Raw genomic sequence first — 21336 nt, 5'->3', positions numbered from 1 at the left:
TGACGCAGCCAGAGCCTTTCCCTGGCTAGACCAGGATACAGTCCCAATCCGCGAGCACAAAACAGTTTTCCACAGCCTGTGGAAAAGAACTGGTTAGTACTTAGGCGCGGGGCGGTGCCGAGGACGGCACCTCATGAAACCGAAACGTAACCAGCCGGACAGGTGGCGCAGCGAACCGTTTCAACATATGGACGGTTATGTCAAAATACGAGACGGTTTTTCGGGTTTTCTAGCGCTGTGCTAGTCTAAGTTTTCATTACAGCGCTGCACATTCCGCATCAATCAGCGGTTATGTGCGCCTGTAACCTCTGTAAACGACTCCGGCCACCGGCCGTAACCCACTGAAAGGAGTGAGTCATCATGAGTAAATCCGTTAAACCGGTTAAAGGCTTTGACAGTTACCTGCTTGTTTCCGGTTTCGCTCTCTTCGCTATGTTCTTTGGAGCTGGCAACTTGATTTTCCCGTTCCAAGTCGGAATCACCAGCGGCGCCCAAGTCATTCCCGCCGTATCCGGGATTTTGTTGACAGGCGTATTGTTTCCGGTCGCTGGAATGTTGGCAGCATCCACCGATTCCCACGGTGCCGGGCGTATCGCCGACCGAATCGGTCACGTTCCCGGATTAGTCCTCACGGTGGCAATATTCCTGTTCTGTGGGATATGTTATGCCATGCCACGCGTCGCGGTGGTCTCTTGGGAAATGGCGGTGAAACCGCTGACCGGTCTAGGCAGTGATTCTGGATCCGCGAGCCAAGTAGGCTTGTTTGTCTATTCAGTAGTGTTCTTTGCTTTGACCCTGTTCCTTTGTAACCGCCCCGACAAGATGCTCGACCGTATCGGCCAATACCTGACCCCGGCACTGCTGGTGCTGCTGGTGGCGATGATAGCCATAGCGATGTTCCGGCTGCCCAGCGTCCCCACGCTGCATCTTGACCCAGCCTATGCTAAAGCCCCATTCGCCACCGGACTGAAAACCGGATACGGTACGATGGATGCCCTGGCCTCCCTGATGTTCGGGGTGGTTATCATCACCCAGCTGCACAACCGGGGATATAACGAAAAACGCACTGTGTTCCGCGCCACCGCTTTCACTGCTGGTATCGCCGGAGTGTCGCTCGGTTTGGTTTACACCGGGCTGGCCTTCCTGGGCACCCGTATCGCTGACCAGAAAGTCGATAACCCCGCAGCTGGCCTGTCGATGGCAGCGGAAATGGTGTTCGGGCCGGTGGGCAAGGTACTGTTCTCTATCATCGTGTTCCTGGCTTGTTTGACCACTGCGGTTGGCCTGATGGGAGCGTCTTTACAGTACTTCAAGGCGTTGCTGCCCAAGGTGCCGTCGAAAGCGATGGTGGGGGTTCACGTCGTGGTTTCCCTGATGGTGGCAAACCTGGGCTTGGAAAACATCCTCGCTTTCGTGGTTACCATCGGTCTGGCGACCTATCCCCCGGCTATCTGCCTGATAGTCGTGACCTTAGTGGACTACGCGATGAGCCGCAAGCAACTGTACTGGGCGTATCGCCTTTCCGCCTGGGTAGCTGGGGTTGTGGGCTTCCTCGAGGCGGTCTCTACCTTCGCGCTGCCGGCTTGGGGCGGTAAAGTCACCGATTTCCAAGAGGCGATGCAGGGAGTGTTGAAGATGTTGCCATTAGGCGATATCCAAATGGGTTGGCTCACTCCCGCCATGGTGGTCATGGTGGTAGGCCTGGTTTTGGACGTGGTGGCTCCGGTCGACCCCTCGAAACTGCCGCACTCCCAGACACCCACTGGAATCCCGGATCGCGAATCCACTACCGACGAATTAGTCTTAGCTGAATCCTAGAGTTAGACAGTAAAAAGGGGGAATCCCCGCCGGCCTGGCGGGGATTCCCCCTTTTTACGAGCACTCGCTTAGAACTTGAACTTTTCCATCTCGCCTTGCAAGCCAGTGGCCTGCGCCGAGAGTTCATCGGTCTTGGTCACCATATCCTCGAGGGTTGCGGAAGTGTGATCTGCGCCCTCCGCCACCGAAGCAATATTCTGGGCGATTTGCTGGGCGCCCTCGGCGGCACTCTGCACCGAACGCGACATTTCGTTGGTGGTCGCGGATTGTTCCTCTACTGCGGCCGCAATCGTGGTTTGGAAGTCGTTGATACTGGAAATAATCGCAGAAATCCGCTCGATGGCCGACACTGCCTCGGCAGTGTCGGCTTGAATCTGGGTGATGCGCGAGCCGATATTCTCGGTGGCATCCCCGGTTTGCGAAGCCAAATCCTTAACCTCGCCGGCAACCACCGCGAAGCCCTTACCAGCGTCCCCGGCACGGGCGGCCTCAATAGTGGCGTTTAGCGCCAGCAGGTTGGTTTGCTCGGCGATAGCGGTGATTTCCCTGATGACTTCCCCGACTTCTTTGCTGGACTCGCCCAGTTTAGCCACCACTTTGCTGGTCTCACTCGCGACTTGGGTGGCCTCGGCGGCAACCCGGGCGGCTTCGGCGGCATTAGAGGAAATTTCGCGGATAGAAGCCCCCATTTCTTCCGCGCCAGCAGCCACGGTTTGAATAGATTGGGAAACCTCGCCGGCAGCATTGGAAACCATTTCAGACTCACTGCGAACCTGGCTGGCGCCGGCCGCCGCCCCGTCAGCGTCTTGCTTCAACCCGGTAGCGGCCGCATAAACGCCACCCACCAGGGAAGATGACTGGTTAATCAGTTTCGCCACGGACTCTATTGAAGCGTCTAGACCCTGACAAATTAGACCCAATTCGTCTCGAGCCACGTATTCGGTACGATGGGTGAAATCCCCGGTTCCCATGGCTTTCACCACCACATTCACCAAATGCAGCGGGCGCTTGATTCCGCGATACAAAACTATGCCCAGGGTCAGCCCAATCCCCAAGGCCACCACCAGCAGCACGCCGATAATAATCATCGAGCTGAAACGAGTGAAATCCACATCTTGCTTGCGTTCCAGTTCCAGTTGCGTGAAACGCTTCGTGATAGTGTCATAGGCCTTGTAATAATCCCCACGTGCTTTCTGGTAGGACTCCCCGGCCAAGCGTTTCGAGTACAATTCCCGGTCATCCACAATAGCGGCCGACACCAGTTCATCCTCCAAAACTTTCTGCCAGTGGTCGATAGCCGCGAAATACTGGTCCAGTTCCGCAACGGTTTTCGCTATCGGGTTCGCCATAATCTCTTGGCGCATCTTGTCCACATTGGCCTGCTTGGCTTTAAACCCGTCACGGAACTTGTTTTTTTCCTCTTGACTAGGCATCCCCAAGGTGAGCAACACGTCGGAACGGGTGGAAATTAAGGTGGCATCCATAGCCGCCATAGAACGCGAAAATCGGCTGACCTCCAACAGTCGATCCGCGTCATCCCCCAAGGCATTTACCTTGACAATAGAATATCCCGCCAGCCCCACCAGCAGAGCCAGCAAAACCGCGATCACTACAGTGAATTTCACAGAAAGCTTTAAATTAGCAAAAAAGTTATGTTGTTTTTTGGGATTTAATCCATTCGGTTCGATGGCTTCACCAGTACTCATGACGAGTCCTTTCTGAATTTTACGATTCGGAATTCGTATGCTTTTACACTTGCAACACCAGCCCCACCCCGGACAGTCACCGGCGACTTCCTGCAGCCAAGGCCTCAATGCAACAACTACAATTCTACAGCACGGATACTAAAGAAATACAACAAATAGGGCATAGAAAAGGGGGAGGTGCACACACCGCACCTCCCCCTAGCGACTCATGAACGTTACTTAACCGTAACCTCGGCACCGGCCTCTTCGAGTTCAGCCTTAGCCTTGTCAGCTTCTTCCTTCTTGACACCCTCGAGAATGGGCTTCGGGGCGTTATCAACCAAATCCTTGGCTTCCTTCAGCCCCAGGCCGGTCAAGGACTTCACTACCTTGATTACCGGAACCTTGCCCGCACCCGGGTTCTCCAGGATTACGTCAAACTCGGTCTTTTCGTCGGCAGCGCCGCCCTCGTCGCCGCCAGCTGCCGGGGCAGCCACCGCCACCGCAGCCGGAGCCGCCGCGGTCACGTCGAATACCTCTTCGAACTTCTTTACAAAATCCGAAATCTCAATCAAGGTCATTTCCTTGAACACATCAATCAGTTCATCAGCAGTCATCTTAGCCATTTTGGCTTCCTTTCGGTTAGTTGCCGCGACGCGGTTCTATGGGTTTATTGGTTTATGCGCCAGCGGCGGGTTTGAATAAGTGGTCTGTTATTGTTACGCAGCCTTGGCTTGCTTTTCACGCAGCGCGTCGACGGTACGAACCGTCTTGGAGGCCGGAGCCACCATAACGGCTGCAGCGCGGTACATGAGCGCCTTGAGTACCCCAGCGGACTTCGCCAGCAATACCTCGCGAGATTCGAGGGACGCCAGCTTCTTGACATCCTCGGCGTCCATGACGTTTCCGTCCATGAGACCGCCCTTGACGACAAGCGCCGGGTTTTCTTTCGCAAACTTTGAAATCACCTTGGCGGCCGCAACGGGATCCCCGTCGTGTCCAACAAAAGCAATCGCGGTGGGGCCAACGAGGTATTCGTCGAGACCTTCCACCCCGGCTTCCTTGAATGCGAGCTTCGAGAGCTTGTTTTTGGCCACCGCATAGCGAACCTCGCCACCCAGCGCCAAACGCAACTCCTTCATCTGCTTTACACTCAGACCACGGTATTCGGTCAAAATGACAGCGGCAGCGTCCTTCGCGGAATCCGCGAGTGACTTCACCCCTGCAACTTTATCAGGCCGTGCCATGAGCCCTCCCTTCCGTGTTAGTGCCGGTCGCCTTGGTTTCTTCAGTGTCATGAGGTGCCATTTGTGGGGCGAGAAAAAGCCCCGCCGCAGGCGGGGCTTGGAGATGGCGACTCATGAAACAGAAAACGCAACCACAAAATCACGTAACCATCACAACACCCGGCAAGGGCGAGTCGCTCGATTCACAAACACAACCTGCGCAGGCTCAGCATTCACTGATTATCCATTCGGACCGGCGGTCTTAGGCCTGTCCAGGCTACCACAGAGAAAACCGGTTCACAAAATTTTCCAGGCTCCGAAAAAGGACGAGTGGCTCGGAAGAAGCACTTCCGAGCCACTCTTATTTGACACTAACAGAATATAGACTCGGTTAGGAAAAACTCAAGGAACCAACAGTAATCAGCCGCCCACTCTTACGATCAAAGAGCAGGATATTGTTCCCTTTGAAACTCAGCTTCTCGGTTTCGCCCAGTTGATAGGTGTTCGAACCGAACATCACCCCAGTCAGCAGATATTCCCCGATACGCAGTTTCAACGTGGTTTCCATACCGGTGGGCATCGCACCGTAAATCTCGGCTTCCAGGGCGCCGTCATCACTGATGTCCAGGTATTCGGGACGCACCCCCACCACGAAATCTTCGTCAGTAGGCAGGTGTTCTTCCGGGTCAAACACAGTTTCGTCCACTTTGGCGATGTGGTAGTTAAAGAACTCGTCCTTGTTGGACTTTTCTACGGCTTTCCGGTCTTGCATCTCGAGGGCATGAGACTGCTGTTTCTCCTTGATTTGAGCATCGCGTTCGTTTTGCCACGCCCCCAAATCCAAAGGTTCGCGCGGGGTAAACACGGCTTTCAGACCATCGAGCAACTCCAAATTTAGCTTGCCCTGCCCGTCTTGGGTGCCCTTGGCATCAATAAAGTTAATGGAGGGGCTGCCCACGAAGTCCGCTGAGAACAGGTTCTTCGGGTTGTTATAAACATTCAAAGGCGCGTCATACTGTTGGAGTACACCGTTGTTCAACAGACAAATCTTGGTAGCCAAAGTCATGGCTTCCATCTGGTCGTGGGTCACATACACAAAGGTAGACCCGGTTTCCACATGCAGACGCTGCAGCTCGTAGCGCATCTCCAGGCGTAGTTTCGCGTCCAGGTTAGACAGCGGCTCGTCCATGAACAGCACATGCGGTTCGGGTGCCAAGGTACGGGCGATAGCCACCCGCTGCTGCTGACCGCCGGAAAGTTCCGCCGGGTAGCGATCCATGAACATCCCGATTTTCACCACCCGGGAAACCCGACGCAAAATCATGTCGGTTTCTTCCTTGGTGTATTTGCGCACGCTGGTAACCGGAGTACCGTTCTTGATGATTTCGAACTCTTTGCCCAGTTTTTCGCCAGCCGCCTCATGCCGAGCCACAATCCCGTCCAAATGTTCGCACAGCGACTTGCAACGGGCCGAAACCGCCGCCTCACCCTGCTTTTCGTAGTGTTTATCAAACACTCGTTTCGCGGTAAAATGCGAGACTGTAAACGCGTCGATAATCGCCAAGATAGCCCGCTGCGCATCCAGTTCGCCTTTCTTGTTGCGGCATTCTTCCAACAGTTCCAGCAGTTTCTTCGGCGTGGTCAAGATACGGATTTCGTCGCTGACCAGTTTGGCTTCTTCGTCACGAGTGGGCATTTCCTCCTTGACGTTGGAAAGCCCGAAAGTAATGTTTTGCTGCACCGTCATATTGGGCCACAACGCATAGTTTTGGAACAGGAACCCGACCCGACGCTTGTTGGCGGGCACGTTAATACCGGCCTTGGAGTCGAAAACCACCCGGTCGCCAATCTTGATTTGGCCACTGGTCGGGGTTTCCAAACCTGCAATCATGCGCAAAATGGTGGTCTTGCCGCAGCCGGAAGGGCCGAGCAGCGTGATGAAGGCATTGTCTTCAATCTTTAGGTTCAGGTGGTCGACCGCAAAAAAGGTTCCCCACCGTTTTGTGATGTCTGTAAGCGTAATTTCAGGCATTATTTTCCTCCAATGCCGTTGTCGAGACTGACCCCGGTGAGCTTGTTCACCAGAGTATTAAAGAACAGGATGGTAACAATCAAGATTAGGTTGATAGCGCTAGAGAACGCGTACAAGCCCATCTCGTCGAAATAATCCAGGGTGGTTGCCAAGATGAAACCTTGGGTACATAGCAGCAAGAACAAGGGCAACTCACGCAAACAAGTCATGAATGGCAACATATAACCGCTGATAATCGAGGACTTCTGGATGGGGACAATAATCTTGAACATCCGTTTGTGCCACGCAATGTTCTGGATAATCGCGGCTTCTTCGATTTCGTTACTCAACTGCAGCATCGAGTTCAGCGAAGCCCGCGACGCGAACGGAATGTACTTGATAACACCCGCGATAATCAACAACCAGTAGGTGTTGAACAGGTTCAGGCGCTCGGTAGAGAACAACACGAACAAAGCCGCCCCCACCGCGATAGAAGGCATCAGGTAAGGCAAGAATGCCACGCCATTGACGTAGTTCGCCCAGCGGCTCTTGCGATTCTTAGAAACCGCGTAACCCACCAGCGTACCGATAGTGCCGGCAATCAACATACAGGACAGCGCTACCAGTAAGGTTCCCCAGAACGCCGACCAAATCGTGTCATTGTACAAGATACCGTGTTGGCCATACATCCCGTTTTCGGTGATGTTTTCATTAGTCAGCCACCACTTGGTCGTCAAATGCGCGGGATTCATGGTGTAAAGGAACGAATAGTCGCCCGGGTTGGGCAGCAGGGTTTCTAAAGCGAAAGAGAGAATCGGGAAAATCGAGGTGAAGAAGGTAACCACCAGCAGGACAACTCCAATCAACCAAGATCCAATCTTGCCCAGGCTAGCCTTGGAAAGTTGCCCGGATTTGCCGGTTACCGTGGTGTAGTTCTTGCGGCTCTTCATCGCATGGTTGTTCACGAGCAGAATCGCCACCCCGAACAGCATCATCACAATCGCCAAGATAGAGGCCTGACCCGTGTACTTGGAGTTCAGTGAAATATACTTCGTCGCCAGCGTGGTCAAGTTCAAGTAGTGCGGCACCGGATAGGAGCCCATAGCCGAGCCAAAAACCAGCAGAATCGTCGAGAGAATAGCCGGTTTGATCATCGGCAAAGTGATGCGCGACATGGTCTTCCACCGGGGCGTATCCAAAATCGTGGCGGCCTCTTCCAAGTTGGAATCCATATTCTTGAAAATCCCACCAATCAGAATGTAGGCGAAAGGCGCATAGTGCAAGCCCAGCACAATCGAACTGGGCACCAAGCCCTGGCACCACCACTGGGGGGCGTGAATCCCGAACAGGGAAGCCAGCAAACCGTTAGACGTGCCGGTAACCTTGTTGGAATAGAACACGTTGCGCCACACCACCGACAAGGTCCACTGCGGCATGATGTAGGGGAAAATGAAAATAGAACTCAAGTAGCGCTTAAACCGCAGGTTCGTGCGCGTAACCAAGAACGCGAAGAACCCACCGTAGACAATAGAAATTATACAGGTGAATACTGCCAGGAGCAGGGTGTTGAACAGCGGCACCCACAGATTGGCTCGCGCTAAAGGCGAAGTAAACAGGTCAATATAGTTAACTACGGTGTAACCTTCGGTTCGCCCTGTCAAGTGAGCATCAATGGTACCAGGGTGAATCGTAATCGTGTCTTGCACGATGGATACGACCGGCATAAACGTAGATATGGTCAAAACCACGCCGAACAGCAGCAGAATCACATTTTGTGGTTTTGAAAAATAAGTCTTGATTTTATTCAGCCGCACCGCTCTCTTATTCACCTGAGAGCGCGCTGTCCAAGAGGTATCCGGAGGCGAAACCGGGCTGGAAGTTTTCGATAGTGTATCTCGCATAATGTCTTCTTTGTTCACGGCGATATCAACGCTGATAGCACCTGGTGAATAGGAGCTTTCGGGTTTCGTGGGGGCGACACCGGAGTCACAGTGCCACCCCCACAAGACTTACCTCTATTTATTTCTGCTCTGCGGACTTAGCTTTATCCAGCAAGTCAATCCAAGAACCCACTGTGAAAGAAACTGACGAACAGTAGGCCGGGTCTTCGACAACCAGCTTGCCTTGCTTTACCCACCAGTCGTAGCCACGATCATTTAGCGCATCGTAGACATTGTTCCCAGCCTCGTCATAGCCACCCTTAGAGTGTTTGAATTTGGCTTCGGTATCCGCTGCCACCTTCGGGTTCATCGAGTAACCACCGATGTCTTTGCCCCAAGCGCTGAAACCATCAGCCGTGGTGGTCATATATGCAATGAATGCGGCCGCCGTCCACGGCAACGGAGAGTTGTTCGTCAAGAACAGGTAGTGCTGGTAGCCAAAACCGCCAAAGCCTTCAAACCCATCCTGATAAGCAGCTACCTTGATATTATTCTTAGAAACCTCGGGGGATTCCTCGACAGAACGCAACTTCGAGTACACCAGCAGACCGGATTTATCCGTAGCCGAAGCGCTAACCAAGGTGTTACAAATTGGGCCGTCATCGGTCTGTTCGTTGTAACCACCAATCCAAAGCTTAATCCAAGCCAGCGCATAGGCGCCGTTCTTACCCAAGCCCAGTTCCTTCGCGTCGCCCTCTAGGGATTTGATTACCGGTTCGAACTCTGACTTAGACGCAGAATCCAATTTGTCAAAGGCGTCCTTTAAAATCTTGGCGTTTTCATCCTTGGTCAACATGTAGAGGAAGTTCTTGCCCACCAGCTCCGAATCGACATCCATGTACAAGGGGTGGGCGTCTTTCTTCACGAAATCCCACACGTTCTTGAATGTCTTGGAGCCGGTAGAGTTGTACATGAACACCTTGTTCAAGGTCTGCAACGGCAGGAATCCTTTGTACTTCTCCGGGGTGGTGTCGTTGGCCTCCGCCCATTCTTTAGGAACAAAAGTCTTTAAAATGCCAGTATCGGCCATCTTGGACTGAATCTGGTTGCCGTCCTGAATCAAGGTCATGGCGAAAGTACCTGTGGATTTCAGGGAGTCAGCCTGGAGCTGTTCGAAAATCTTGTTGTTCTTGGGCTGTTGCCACTCGAACTTGACATCATAGCTGGAATCAATCGACTTGAGGTATTCCACGAACAGCGGGAAGGCTGTCTTACCACGGCTGGAATTGCCCAGACCGTAGAACATCTTCCCCTTGGATTCCTCGATGGCCTTCTTAGCCAGTTCTTCGAGAGTCATTCCCTGCGCTTCGGTAATCACCTTATCGACGGCAGATTGTTCGCCGCCTTTATTCCCAGTGGCGTCACCGCCCTTTGCTGCGGGCGCTCCGCTGCCCCCACACCCGGTCAAAGTCAACGCCAACGCTGCACTGGCCACAACCGCCGCAATTCGTTTCAAATACATGAGTTTCTCCTTTGAAATTGGATTCGTTTTTGATTAGTCAGTCACCGCTACCGGCAGCTGACGGCCTAGCTAAAAATTCTGTTCGTGGTGCAGCAGCCAAGTCTGTTTCGTTTACATAACCCACTGCTGCTTTGACTCCTTCCTACATAGATTTCCTGCGGCCGATTACGGACGTTCAAGCCTTTGGACGACCTTCAGGTGAGGTATAGTTCTCACCTGAAGGCCAAGATTTATTCTCTAATGCGCCATGCCTGGTATTAATGCCGTCATGACAGAAGACCAAACCCGCAGTACCCGACTGCCTTTGTAGTCACAGCACGGCCACTTGGTCTCACAAAAAGCATAATTCGCTCCTTTTTCGCTGCCCTTCGTTGGGCGGCGCCTCTCTCGTCGAGTCGCCTTATTCCATTATGGGCAAATACCGGCCGTAAAGCCAGGGTCTGTGAGTGGCAGATGGTGACAGTCCTGTTACCGAAATCACGAGGGGATAACCGCGCAAACTAGCGAAAGTTATTTTTCCCAGTATTTCCTGGCGATTATCATAGAAAGTAACAAACACCGAAAAGCAGCGGATTGGAGGGAAAATTTGATGCCTTGGATTATCGCCGGATGTTTTTTTGTCACTACGCTGGTTGCGCTCGGATACGTGCTGTTTTTGCGTCGAGAAAATCACAAAGGACAAATTGAGCTCGAATGGCTGCGGCAAACTCATGAACAGTACAAACGCAATCCTTCCATTTTGGCTCACGAAATCCGCTCCCCCCTGACCGTCCTGATTGGAAACTCAGAACTGTTGCAAGACAAGACTTTTGGCGAACTAAGCGAACGACAACAGGAGATGGTTTCCCGCATTGAAACCAATGCCCACCTATTGCAAGACATGGCCGAGGACTTTTTGACTGCCGCGCGTATCGACGCGGAACTTTTTGAACTAAAACTGCAAACCTTCGACATTGTCAGCCTGATTCGCCAGATTACCGGGGATTTGCTCTCTGTGAAGAAAGCCCGCATAAAGGTGACCCGGCGTGTGCGCTCTATCTGGGTACAAGCGGATAAACGCCTGATTCGCCAGGCTTTGACCAACTTGATTAACAACGCCATTAGCCACGCCGGAGACGATGCCAGCATCGAGGTGAACCCCTATCACGGCAAAGAAGGCTGCGTCATAGATATTACCGATAACGGTGCGGGCATGACCGAGGTGGAGCGTATCCGGATTTTTCAGCCCTATGTACGTGGCAGCAGCGGCCAGCCGGGAACCGGCCTGGGCATGATGATTACCAAGAAGATTATCAACCTGCATCAGGGGCGTATCCAGGTGGATTCGATAGCCGAACGTGGCACCCGAATGCGGGTGATTCTGCCGGCTCTAGAAGTGAAAGAGGAAACGGACGATGAGCTCTGATTGGAAAGCCCTGGTACTCGACGATGACCCGCATATCGCCTCGGTGATTACTTTTTCGCTGGAAACCCGCGGATTCAGTTGGGAAACTGCCAGTACGGGACGCGAGGCCTGGGCGATGTTGCGCAAGAAACACTTTGACCTGGCGGTGCTTGATGTAATGCTGCCAGACATGTCGGGGGTGGACTTGACCCGGCGCATCCGGGCGGCTTTTTCTATCCCGATTATTTTGGTTTCGGCACTGGGAGAGGAATCCGAGCGTATCGCCGGGCTCGAGGCCGGAGCCGATGACTATATCGTAAAACCATTTTCCCCTCGTGAACTGGCGCTACGAGCGGAACTGGCCGTAAAGCACGGCACCGGGGCAACCCCCAACGCAGGCTTAGTAACCAACGGGCCACTGTCGCTCGATTTGCAGTCTGGCAGCGCCGTTTGGGATAGCGAACGCCTGGATTTAACCGATATCGAATTTAGGTTCCTGGTGGCGCTGGCCTCGCGGATTGGCAATGTGGTATCCATCTCTGACCTGCTAAACGAGGTGTGGCAAACCCAGGAAATCGCCGGGGGGCGCGACATGATTAAGTCCACGGTTTACCGGCTGCGCAAAAATCTGGCGGGGATTACTCCCCCGGATTTGATTGTCAATGTGCGCGGTTTGGGGTACTCCATGCAAAAACTCTGAATTCATGAGGCGCTAGCGAATTCATGAGGCGCTAGCCGGGATTCCCGCCGTAAGTGGTGTGATTTAGGTCACAGCTTCGTATTATGCGCGGACAAGACCGAAATCGCCCCGGTTACAACCAGCAAAACCAACCAGCAAAACTAACCAGGACTCTGTCATAAAAATGTTTTGTGGCTCGGTTCCCCGAGCCACAAAACATTAGGCCTTTATCCTAGGATGTCCCTAAGCTTCTTTCTTTTCGGCCAAAGCCAGAGGAACCGAAGGACCCATGGTGGTAGAAACCGTAGCCTTGGTGATGTAACGGCCTTTCACAGTGGAGGGACGCAAACGCATGACTTCCTCGAATACTGCGCGATAGTTTTCCGCGAGTTTCTCGGCATCGAAGGACACCTTGCCCACCACGAACTGCAGGTTGGCGTGTTTGTCGACGCGGAACTCGATACGGCCGCCTTTAATGTCTTTGACGGCCTTGGCCACATCCATGGTCACCGTGCCGGTCTTGGGGTTCGGCATCAAGCCACGCGGGCCGAGCACCTTGCCCAAGCGACCGACTTTGCCCATCAAATCGGGGGTGGCCACGGCCACATCAAAGTCGGTGTAGCCCTTCGAGACCTTTTCAATCAGCTCGTCGCCACCGACTTCGTCGGCACCGGCGGCCTGGGCATCAGCGGCCTTTTCACCCACTGCAAACACCAGGACACGCATGGTTTTCCCGGTGCCGTGCGGCAGATTCACCGTGCCGCGAACCAGCTGGTCGGCCTTGCGCGGATCAACATTCAGGCGCATCGCGACTTCGACAGTCGCATCAAACTTGGTGACCGAAGTCTCCCTGACCAGTTTGAACGCATCATCAACCGGGTAGAGAGTATCAGGAAGAATCTTCTTCGCAGCTTCAACGTATTTCTTCGCGTGTTTCATTCTGATTCCTTCCCCTCTTAACCGACCGTCACACCCATAGAACGAGCTGTACCCGCGATAATTTTCTTCGCGGCCTCGATGTCGTTCGCGTTAAGGTCTTTCATCTTTTCTTCGGCAATCTTGGCGACCTGATCCCAAGTCAGGTTCGCTACCTTGACGGTGTTGGGGGTGCCGGAGCCCTTCTGGATACCAGCAGCCTTGCGAATCATCTCAGAGGCCGGAGAGGTTTTCAGCACAAAATCGAAGGAGTGGTCTTCGTAGACGGTGATTTCCACCGGCACAATCGAGCCACGCATGGATTCCGTCTGGGCGTTGTATGCCTTGCAGAATTCCATAATGTTCACGCCGTGTTGGGACAGCGCGGGGCCAATCGGCGGAGCCGGGTTGGCGGAACCGGCTTGAATTTGCAGTTTAATCAAGCCAATAACTTTTTTCTTAGGTGCCATTTTTGGGTCCTTTACAATGGTCAGTGACCGGCGGGTTTTCCCGTCGGAGTTCCCCGTGACACGCGCCCCACCAGCGGGTTTGTTTCCTCGCTGGGGTTCGCTCCCCTGGGGTAGTGCGCCGCGAGTGCGCACAAGGTTTCATTCTAGCGCTTTCCTTGCGGTGGGGGTAATTTTGCGGGTTCATGAGGTGCCATCCGGGATTCCCGCTAAGCATCACGGACACATAACGCGGATTTTCGCCGCGGGCGAAAATCCAAACCCAATCCTGACCTGCGGGTTTACGATGCGCGATGTCTTATTCCCTGGCTTATGAACCCATAGCTACGGACGCGGACGGGGCAACACCGCCAAAACCGCGTAAAACCCCAGCAGCACCGCGAACCCTGCCTGCAGCCCTATCAGCCCCAGCAAAACTCCCAACACTACCGGGGTTCCCAAGGCACCGAAACCGGAAAGCACCTCGATAATCGCTGCGGCTCGATGGGATCGAATCCCCGGCATTCCACTAAATTCCGAGGCGCTAATCGGATACAGACAACTGGCTCCCACCCCGGAAATAAAGAAACCCAGCACCGCTATCCACACGACTGGAACGTAGGCCGCCAACGCGGTTCCCCCCGCTCCAAGACCCAAAAAGACGTACCAGGCCATCCACCGGTGCGTGAAACCGGCTCCGCCTAGACGACCCAGCGCCATTCCCACTGCAAAACTGGTAGCCAAACCCGAGGCCGCCGCCAGTGACACATCCAGTTGCGTAAAACGTGTCACCGCCCAGGCATAGACCGCGAACTCCACCCCGCTTTGCAGAATCAGACGCAGAATCTGGCAATAAAACAGCATCGAATGGCCACGCCGAGTGGGCTGGCCGAACCGGCCGGGTTGACCGGGTTGCTCAGTTTGACCGGGTTGACCGGGTTGACCTGTCTGGCCGAACCGGCCGGGTTGCTCAGTTTGACCGAGTTGACCGGGTTGACCGGGTTGATTGGGTTGCTCAGTTTGACCGGGTTGACCGGGTTGACCTGTCTGGCCGAACCGGCCGGGTTGCTCAGTTTGACCGGGTTGACCGGGTTGACCGGGTTGCTCAGTTTGACTGGGTACCGCTGCGGATTTCGCGACGGATTCATGAGGTGCCATCGAAGCCGACGCTCTCCCCGAATCCAAGGCCGGTACGGTTTTCTCGACCAACGCCGGGGAATCCAAATGACCCCTCATGAACACCGCAAACGGCACCGCCGGAAGCCGCCACGCCATCACCAACGTCGGAGCCACCACCAACATCACAAACCAAACCGTCAAACGCCCCTGACCCGGAAACAGCCGCTCCACCAGCGCAAACAACACCGTAGTAGTGATAGAAACCAAAGAGGCAACCCCCACCGTCAAAGCCAGATTCTTGCCCCCCTCGGCACCAATAAAAGTCCCCGCTGCGGCCGCCGACAGCATCGTGCCACCCAAAGCCGCCAAAATTACCCCAGCCAAAGCAGCCGCCACATTCGGACTCCACGCCACCAAAACCGTTCCCAGCACCACCAACAGCGGCGTAAGACGCAAAAACCACACTGGCCCGAAACGCAAACCCCACGAGGACACCAGGCCCGCCACCACCATCGCCACCCCGAAAGCCGAACCCAAGGGCGCCAGTTGCGCCACGCCGACCTCCAAGTCCCGAGACAAAGTGGCAATCAGCGACCCGGCGGCGGTCGCATAGAAACCACCCATCGCTCCACCAACCGCCAAGGGTGGCAACATTTTCCTTTGGTCATGCCAGATTTCATAGGCCAGGGAATTTTTCATAAACTCACCGAATCACTTTACTTGTCGAGAATCATCAAGAATTTTCAAGAATTGCCAATAATGTCAAGAACTGCCGAGGCCTGTCAAAAGCGGGCAAGGCCGGTCGGGGAAAACTTACTGTGCCCCGCCGGGACGATCGGTTTTACGGCGCTTGGGGTCAATCGCCCAAAACACAATCGCCAAAACCAGTGAAATCGCCGCGAAACCAGCCCCGGCAACGAAAACCACCAGATAGGCCAGCGCCCAATCCGCAGCCACCGCCGGTTTAATCGTCCCAGCGGCCAGCTCCGCCGCAATCGTCACCGCCCCCGAATCCGTAACTGGCTTTACCCCCGTGGTCATCCCAAAGAACACCCCGGTCAAAATCGCCGAGCCTACGGCGGTAAGAATCCGCTGGGCGGTTTGCTGAATCCCCCCGGCAATCCCCCCGTGTGAGGCCGGCACTTCCAACATGGACTGGGTCTGGTTCGAAGACCCCATCGCGCCTTGGCCAATGCCCAACACCGCCATGCCAATCGCGATGAACCACACCGGATAGCCGTGCGCATACAACCACCCCATCGCCCCGGTTATCAACACGCCGGTAACCATAATCGCCAGCGACCAGGCCTGAATCGCCCGACCGTGCTCAATCGTGTATCGCGCCACCACAATCGAGGTGAAACCGGAGATAATCGCGCCGGGCAGCCCCATCATCCCCGCCACCAGCGCGGAAGTCCCGAAACCCACCTGGAGGTAAATCGCGGTCACCGAAAACACCGAGGTCAGCCCCAGGAATTGAATCGAACCAATCGCGGTGCCGAAACTGAAAGTCTGGATGCGAAACAGGTTCAAATCCACCATCGGGTAGCGTCCCCGCGCTTTGTATCGTTTTTCCCAAAAAACCCAGCCAACCAGCACCGCCAGCGCGGCTGGCAGGAACAAATATCGCCACGGTGTGCCAGTGGTCACAAACGGCAGCATTGTCCCCAACACCGCCGCCCCCAGCAGGGTCATCCCTACCGGATCCAGGTCGACTTTTTGACGTTTGGGGGGCTTGTGCCCCACTTTCGCGGCCGCCGCAATGTCACGTTCCAGGGCTTCCCGACGGGCGCGGCGCGCAAAAATCCGTTCGCGTTTAAACGGCAACCACAGCAGCGCCAAAGCGACGCAAATCCAACCCAATGGCAGGTTTAGCGCGAAGGTCAGCCGCCAGCCCATCTCGGGTCCGAAGGTTCCCGCCAGTAATCCCGCCAGGGACGGCCCCGTCGCCACCGAAGCCGACAGTACCAATCCCATCAAGGCATATGCTCGGGCGCGGGCTTGCCCGTCAAAGTACTGCTGGATGATTCCGGCGGTTTGCGGGCTAAAGATCCCGGCCGCCAAGCCTTGGGCGACCCGCATCCAATCCAGCATCGACCCATCTTGAGCCAACCCGCACATGAAAGAAGTCACCGCAAACAAAAAAGTGCCAATCGTGAACACCAAGGATCGCCCGTAAAGGTCGCCAATCCGCCCCATCGGCACCATAGACAGCCCGATTGCCAGCATGTATCCCGAAATCACCCATTGGACTTGCTGCGGGGTGGCATCAATCGATTCCGGCAGCATCCCTAGCGCCACATTCACAGAGGAAACCTGGAGTAGCGTGAGGAATAACGCGACCAAAATCACGGCCAGAATCAAGGAAGTGCGGTATTTTTTCTGGCTGCCCGGCACGGTTACAAACCGGGGGTCACCAGGGTTTTCGTCGGGTTGTGGGGTCTGTGTATCTTTGGTCATGTATCGCCTCTTCCATTTCATATTGTAGGGGACGAGGCGTTTTTTCCGCATCCGGGTTGCCGGCGGGGCTCCGGCGGACGCGGGGTTCCGGGTTCCGCCGCATGAGGCGCCAGCCCAAATCCCCGGCGGGGTTCCCATCCCTAACCGTGAAAAATGGGGGGTGCCTTGCCTCAGACGAGTAATGCAAGCCAGTTTTCCCGCCATTAGGAACCCTCCTTAGAGGGGAAAGACCCACCTATAATCGCCAGCTGTCCCAAATTTTGCGATTTGCCGGATAGATTTGGTAGTCTTATGTGGCGTTCTTGAAGAGTTTCAAGAACGCCAGTTCGAGAAGGCTCGCTAACCGAGCCGGATTGAACCCGGCGGGTTTCCCGAGTGGCCAAAGGGGACTGACTGTAAATCAGCTGCGCAATGCTTCGGGGGTTCGAATCCCTCACCCGCCACCACTCAAAACGTTGCAATGAAGCCAAAACTTGCGTTCTAATAAACCTGGACACACCGTCAGGACATACGTGGGACATAAGAGAAACAGTTTTCGTCTTTTAAGCCCCTTATTGAGAACGCTTGAGAACAAGGCAAGCCCCTGACCTGTGGTTTTACCCAACCTATTATCCTAGCAAAACCCTTATGTGTCCATAACTAATTCCGCGCTAAAGCATTACCGGTTCGGGAACCAAGGTCAGTCCAAAATGCTCGTTGACCTGGGCGATTACATAATCCCCAAGTTCGCGAATCTGGGCGGCGGTCGCGCCGCCCAGATTCGTCAAGGCCAGCACGTGTTTACTGGAAACCGCCGCCCGCGAACCCGGCAACGCAAAGCCTTTCTCTATCCCAGAATTACCAATTAGCCAAGCCGCCGAAAGCTTCACCGCGCCCGCGTTGGCCACCGGCCAACGCGGCGCCTCTGGCGTTAGCCGCGCCAACACCGGCGCGGCTAACGCCACCACCGGATTCACAAAAAACGACCCCACCGACCAGGTGTCATGATCCGCCGGATCCAAAATCATCCCCTTAGACCGACGCAAATCCAAAACCGCTGCCCGCAGCTGGCTCAAGGGCACCCGCGCCCCGGTTTCCACCCCCAAATGCCCCGCCAACTGCCCGTAAGCCACCGGCACTGACAAATCAGAGCGGCGCAATATCAAGTCGACTTCCAACACAACCCAACGCCCAGTCGCCCCCCACGAAGCCCGCGAACGCTTCAAAATGGAATCCCGATACCCCAACCCCAGCGTCGCGCGCGACAGATAGCAAACCCGATTCAACTGCCGATCCCACGCTACCACACCCAGCAGGGCACTAGCGACCTCTCCGCCATAGGCTCCGATGTTTTGCACGGGAGCCGCCCCGACCGTCCCAGGAATCCCCGAAAGCATCTCGATACCGCTAAGCCCTTGCGCCACCGTGTATTCCACCAGTCGATCCCAAATAACCCCCGCATCGGCTCGCAGCAAAACCGTGTCGGGCGGGAAACCGGCGGGGTTAGGGAAGTCTTTGGGTAAATCCATATCGGAGGGCCAGTCCATCGGGTCATTGACCACCGACACGTTCGTGCGGGCATCTTGCACCACCAAGCCCTCGAACATTGCGTCTGGCGGCACCAAATTCGACCCCCCGCCCAGCATCAGCAACTCGACATGCGACCGGTCAGCCGCCGCTACAGCCGTGGTCAAATCACCGCAATCCGTGGTCTTGTAAAACCGTTTCATCGACCCGCCGAGCCGCAGCGTGCATAGTTTCGCAAAATCGGGTGGCGGAACAATCTGAGCCATATTTCTCTCGTTTCTGTCAGCCCTTCCAGCCGGGGTTTCGGGAACCGGAAGGAGCGTTTGGGTTGGGGAAGCCGGGTTCATGAGGGGCCTGCCCGGGATATTGGCTAAAACCACCCGACTCGGGCCGTGAAAAATCACCAGAATATCCCGATTCGGGGGAACCACCACCCGGGCTATCCCCGGGATATCCCGGGGAATAGCCCGAGCGCGGGGCAGCATAATCCGGGTACGACCCGTATCCCCCAGAACTGTATCCAGAGCCACCCTCGAAACTATACGGGTCGCCACCCTCGAATCCCGGCTGACCCGGGGTATCACCTGGTGGCGGGGTTTCGGGCTGACCCCTCATGAAGTCGGAACCACCCGGAAGCTGCGCGGGGCGAGAAGCAGCCTCGATATAACCCGCCGGTCCGTCGAAACCACCCGACCCGGGCGAACCAGCGCCCGCACCGTAGTCAGCGTATTCCCCCGAAGACATCCCGTAACCCGGGTAACCATAACCCCCATACATGTAGTATTGCGGGTCATATCCGTATTCCCCGCCATAAGAATCGTAGGAATTGGGATACCCCGCCTCCCCGTACCCCATTGAACCGTAGGCACCGTATCCGTAAGCGGGATCGACATACATCGAATCGCCGTAGGCGGGGTCGCCGTAAGCACCCCCATAACCCGGGTTACCATAGCCGTCGCCCATGTCGCCGTAACCCAAATCGGCATAGCCATAGGGGTCATAACAGTTATAGGTTTCGTATCCGTAGCCTCCGTATTCATCGGGATAACCGGGGTAACCGTAATACCCATAGGCTTCCATGGCGCTTTGCTGCATCGCGGCCATCTCGGACATTTGTTTTTCCTGAAGCTCTATCTGTTCCTTCTTTTCGTCGTATTCCTCCCAGGCCGCGATGGTTTGCTGGTCAAGCCCCACTACCGAAGTCGCCTCGGTTTGCCCCAACAAGTTACGCAGATTCTCGTCAACTTCCGCTTCGGCTCCCTCAGCTTCGTCCGGCTCGTTTTCCTCGCCGCCTCGCCCCAAGCCAAAACGCCCCCACCAGTTGGAAGACCCGGCCTCGTGCTGGGTTTCAACCCGAGCTAAATTCGAGGCCACGCCTTCATTCAAGCGGGCGCGACGCTCGGCCAGGTCTCGAATAGCCTCGCGGATTTCACGCAAGCCCTCGACTTCTTCAACCGACAGGGACATCCCGGCACGATCCGCAATTCGTGCCATATACATGTACGCCGCCAAGACTTCATCCGGCGAGGATCCCGTCCCCGGGGCGGTCAGCTCCTCGCGCGGCGGGGTCTGAGAGAAAATCGCGGCCAAAAAATTCTTGGTGGGTCGCGGCGTGGAACCCGCGATAATCTCGTCGTCATCCATCCCCAACAAATCCTGGAAGTTCTTGAGACTAAACAAATCCGGTTCGCGTTTTACATCCAGCACCCGCGTCTCGATATTCTTCATCAAGCGTTGCGAAGGATTGCGTTTCCCAACCAATACCCACGTCGGAATCAAAGCCAACACCAAAGTCACCAGCGACACCGCCCAGCTCAACACGAAAGACAGCGCCGCCAAGACAAAAGGTGCGCTTTCGTACTGCAACTGTGCCAAAAACTGTAGGCAGCGCGATACCCCCGCCCCCAGGAATACAGTGGAAATCTGTTGCACATGCCCCAAGTCGACTCGACGCAGCTGCATGTCAATCGCCAGCGGCACCCCCGGAACCGGGGGTCGCCTAGAGATTTTAGTCTGGATATAAATCGACATCCCCAGGAAAAAAAAGCCTTCCACCGTGTAGTAAAACACCGTTTTCACAATTTCGCTGGCACTGACCGAAGACGTGGCCGGTTTGAAAAACAATCCCCCCACTACTAGCGCGAACTCGGTGCAAACCCAAATCATCATCACCACGACCCACACCCGCAACCGAATCCGCGGTGAGACAATCCACGAACGGCGGGGGAACCAGTGGGTGGGACGCGGAAACCATATGTGTACCGAAAACAGGTGCGGCAACAGATACGAAATCCCCACCACCATCACCACCATGGTCGACATGGCGTTGGCGGCGACATCCGAAATCAGCCCCACGGTATTCAGCCAGGCCAACACGGCGGGTGCCAGCATCAGTGAAATCAGGGCAAACGCCAGCGCGATGTGAAATACCCACTGTTGCTGGGTGATGGCTCGCCGGTGGTGTATCGGCATGGCACGCGGCACATGCGGACGCGCCACCACAACAATCACGAAAATCACCAGGATAAACGGAATCGGCCCCCAAGTCACAAACAGTTGAATCAGCCACGACACCACATTGGATGGGGCACTCAACCACTCTGAAAACACTGTTCGCTCCTTGTTTAAATACGCGGCTCGGCTGTGAGGAGGTGCCCATCCGGGCAGGTCATCGAGTTGGCGGTT

16 protein-coding genes and 1 tRNA gene are annotated in these 21336 nt (G+C 55.3%); 4 read left to right on the top strand and 13 right to left on the bottom strand.

From position 1 onward, the window contains the following. The first annotated feature begins 360 nt into the window (after positions 1–360). Positions 361–1818, top strand: a complete 1458-nt coding sequence (gene brnQ, locus HMPREF0577_RS00400) for a branched-chain amino acid transport system II carrier protein (RefSeq protein WP_004011650.1) — start codon at positions 361–363, stop codon at positions 1816–1818. Between the two features lie 68 nt (positions 1819–1886). Here brnQ and HMPREF0577_RS00395 read toward each other — a convergent pair whose 3' ends face one another. From HMPREF0577_RS00395 to HMPREF0577_RS00370, 7 genes are all read right to left on the bottom strand, one after another. After that, on the bottom strand, positions 1887–3524 hold the full coding sequence (locus HMPREF0577_RS00395; protein ID WP_004011649.1) for a methyl-accepting chemotaxis protein: 1638 nt from the start codon (positions 3522–3524) through the stop codon (positions 1887–1889). A 215-nt stretch (positions 3525–3739) separates the two neighbouring features. Next, positions 3740–4129: a 50S ribosomal protein L7/L12 gene (gene rplL / locus HMPREF0577_RS00390; RefSeq protein ID WP_004011648.1), complete on the bottom strand. Its 390-nt coding sequence runs from the start codon at positions 4127–4129 to the stop codon at positions 3740–3742. Positions 4130–4222: 93 nt separating this feature from the next. Further along, complete coding sequence (gene rplJ, locus HMPREF0577_RS00385; protein ID WP_004015245.1) at positions 4223–4750, bottom strand: 50S ribosomal protein L10; 528 nt, start codon at positions 4748–4750, stop codon at positions 4223–4225. After that, positions 4737–4865, bottom strand: coding sequence for a hypothetical protein (locus tag HMPREF0577_RS11950; protein WP_004015246.1), 129 nt, complete (start codon positions 4863–4865; stop codon positions 4737–4739). Before HMPREF0577_RS11950 ends, rplJ begins: the two co-directional genes overlap by 14 nt. Positions 4866–5120: 255 nt before the next feature. Beyond that, on the bottom strand, positions 5121–6761 hold the full coding sequence (locus HMPREF0577_RS00380) for an ABC transporter ATP-binding protein (RefSeq protein WP_004011646.1): 1641 nt from the start codon (positions 6759–6761) through the stop codon (positions 5121–5123). Then, on the bottom strand, positions 6761–8641 hold the full coding sequence (locus HMPREF0577_RS00375) for an ABC transporter permease (RefSeq protein WP_231282826.1): 1881 nt from the start codon (positions 8639–8641) through the stop codon (positions 6761–6763). Before HMPREF0577_RS00375 ends, HMPREF0577_RS00380 begins: the two co-directional genes overlap by 1 nt. A 118-nt stretch (positions 8642–8759) precedes the next feature. Then, positions 8760–10142 (bottom strand): hypothetical protein, encoded by a 1383-nt coding sequence (locus HMPREF0577_RS00370; protein ID WP_004011644.1) that lies wholly within the window; start codon positions 10140–10142, stop codon positions 8760–8762. A 589-nt stretch (positions 10143–10731) separates the two neighbouring features. Here HMPREF0577_RS00370 and HMPREF0577_RS00365 point away from each other — a divergent pair. Continuing rightward, complete coding sequence (locus HMPREF0577_RS00365; protein ID WP_004011642.1) at positions 10732–11547, top strand: sensor histidine kinase; 816 nt, start codon at positions 10732–10734, stop codon at positions 11545–11547. Next, positions 11537–12226, top strand: a complete 690-nt coding sequence (locus tag HMPREF0577_RS00360) for a response regulator transcription factor (protein ID WP_004011641.1) — start codon at positions 11537–11539, stop codon at positions 12224–12226. Before HMPREF0577_RS00365 ends, HMPREF0577_RS00360 begins: the two co-directional genes overlap by 11 nt. A 222-nt stretch (positions 12227–12448) precedes the next feature. Here HMPREF0577_RS00360 and rplA read toward each other — a convergent pair whose 3' ends face one another. From rplA to HMPREF0577_RS00340, 4 genes are all read right to left on the bottom strand, one after another. Then, on the bottom strand, positions 12449–13144 hold the full coding sequence (gene rplA, locus HMPREF0577_RS00355) for a 50S ribosomal protein L1 (RefSeq protein WP_004011640.1): 696 nt from the start codon (positions 13142–13144) through the stop codon (positions 12449–12451). 17 nt (positions 13145–13161) lie between these two features. Further along, positions 13162–13590 carry a 50S ribosomal protein L11 gene (gene rplK, locus HMPREF0577_RS00350; protein WP_004011639.1) on the bottom strand — a complete coding sequence of 143 codons (429 nt, stop codon included), beginning with the start codon at positions 13588–13590 and terminating at the stop codon, positions 13162–13164. A 321-nt stretch (positions 13591–13911) separates the two neighbouring features. After that, positions 13912–15384, bottom strand: coding sequence for an MFS transporter (locus tag HMPREF0577_RS00345; protein ID WP_004011637.1), 1473 nt, complete (start codon positions 15382–15384; stop codon positions 13912–13914). Positions 15385–15498: 114 nt separating this feature from the next. After that, the gene (locus tag HMPREF0577_RS00340) at positions 15499–17145 is read right to left on the bottom strand and encodes an MFS transporter (protein ID WP_248613619.1); all 1647 of its coding nucleotides are present in this window, start codon (positions 17143–17145) and stop codon (positions 15499–15501) included. Between the two features lie 361 nt (positions 17146–17506). Here HMPREF0577_RS00340 and HMPREF0577_RS00335 point away from each other — a divergent pair. After that, positions 17507–17591: transfer RNA gene (locus HMPREF0577_RS00335), tRNA-Tyr, on the top strand. 204 nt (positions 17592–17795) lie between these two features. Here the strand turns inward: HMPREF0577_RS00335 and HMPREF0577_RS00330 are convergent. Beyond that, positions 17796–18917, bottom strand: a complete 1122-nt coding sequence (locus HMPREF0577_RS00330) for a UDP-N-acetylmuramate dehydrogenase (RefSeq protein WP_004011635.1) — start codon at positions 18915–18917, stop codon at positions 17796–17798. 16 nt (positions 18918–18933) lie between these two features. After that, on the bottom strand, positions 18934–21261 hold the full coding sequence (locus HMPREF0577_RS00325) for a hypothetical protein (protein WP_004018161.1): 2328 nt from the start codon (positions 21259–21261) through the stop codon (positions 18934–18936). Between the last annotated feature and the right edge of the window lie 75 nt (positions 21262–21336).

It is taken from the genome of Mobiluncus mulieris ATCC 35243, assembly GCF_000160615.1.
In the GTDB taxonomy this organism is placed as follows: Bacteria; Actinomycetota; Actinomycetes; order Actinomycetales; family Actinomycetaceae; genus Mobiluncus; species Mobiluncus mulieris.
The sequence above is the reverse complement of the archived record's forward strand: the minus strand, read 5'-3'. Positions and strand labels throughout refer to the sequence as shown.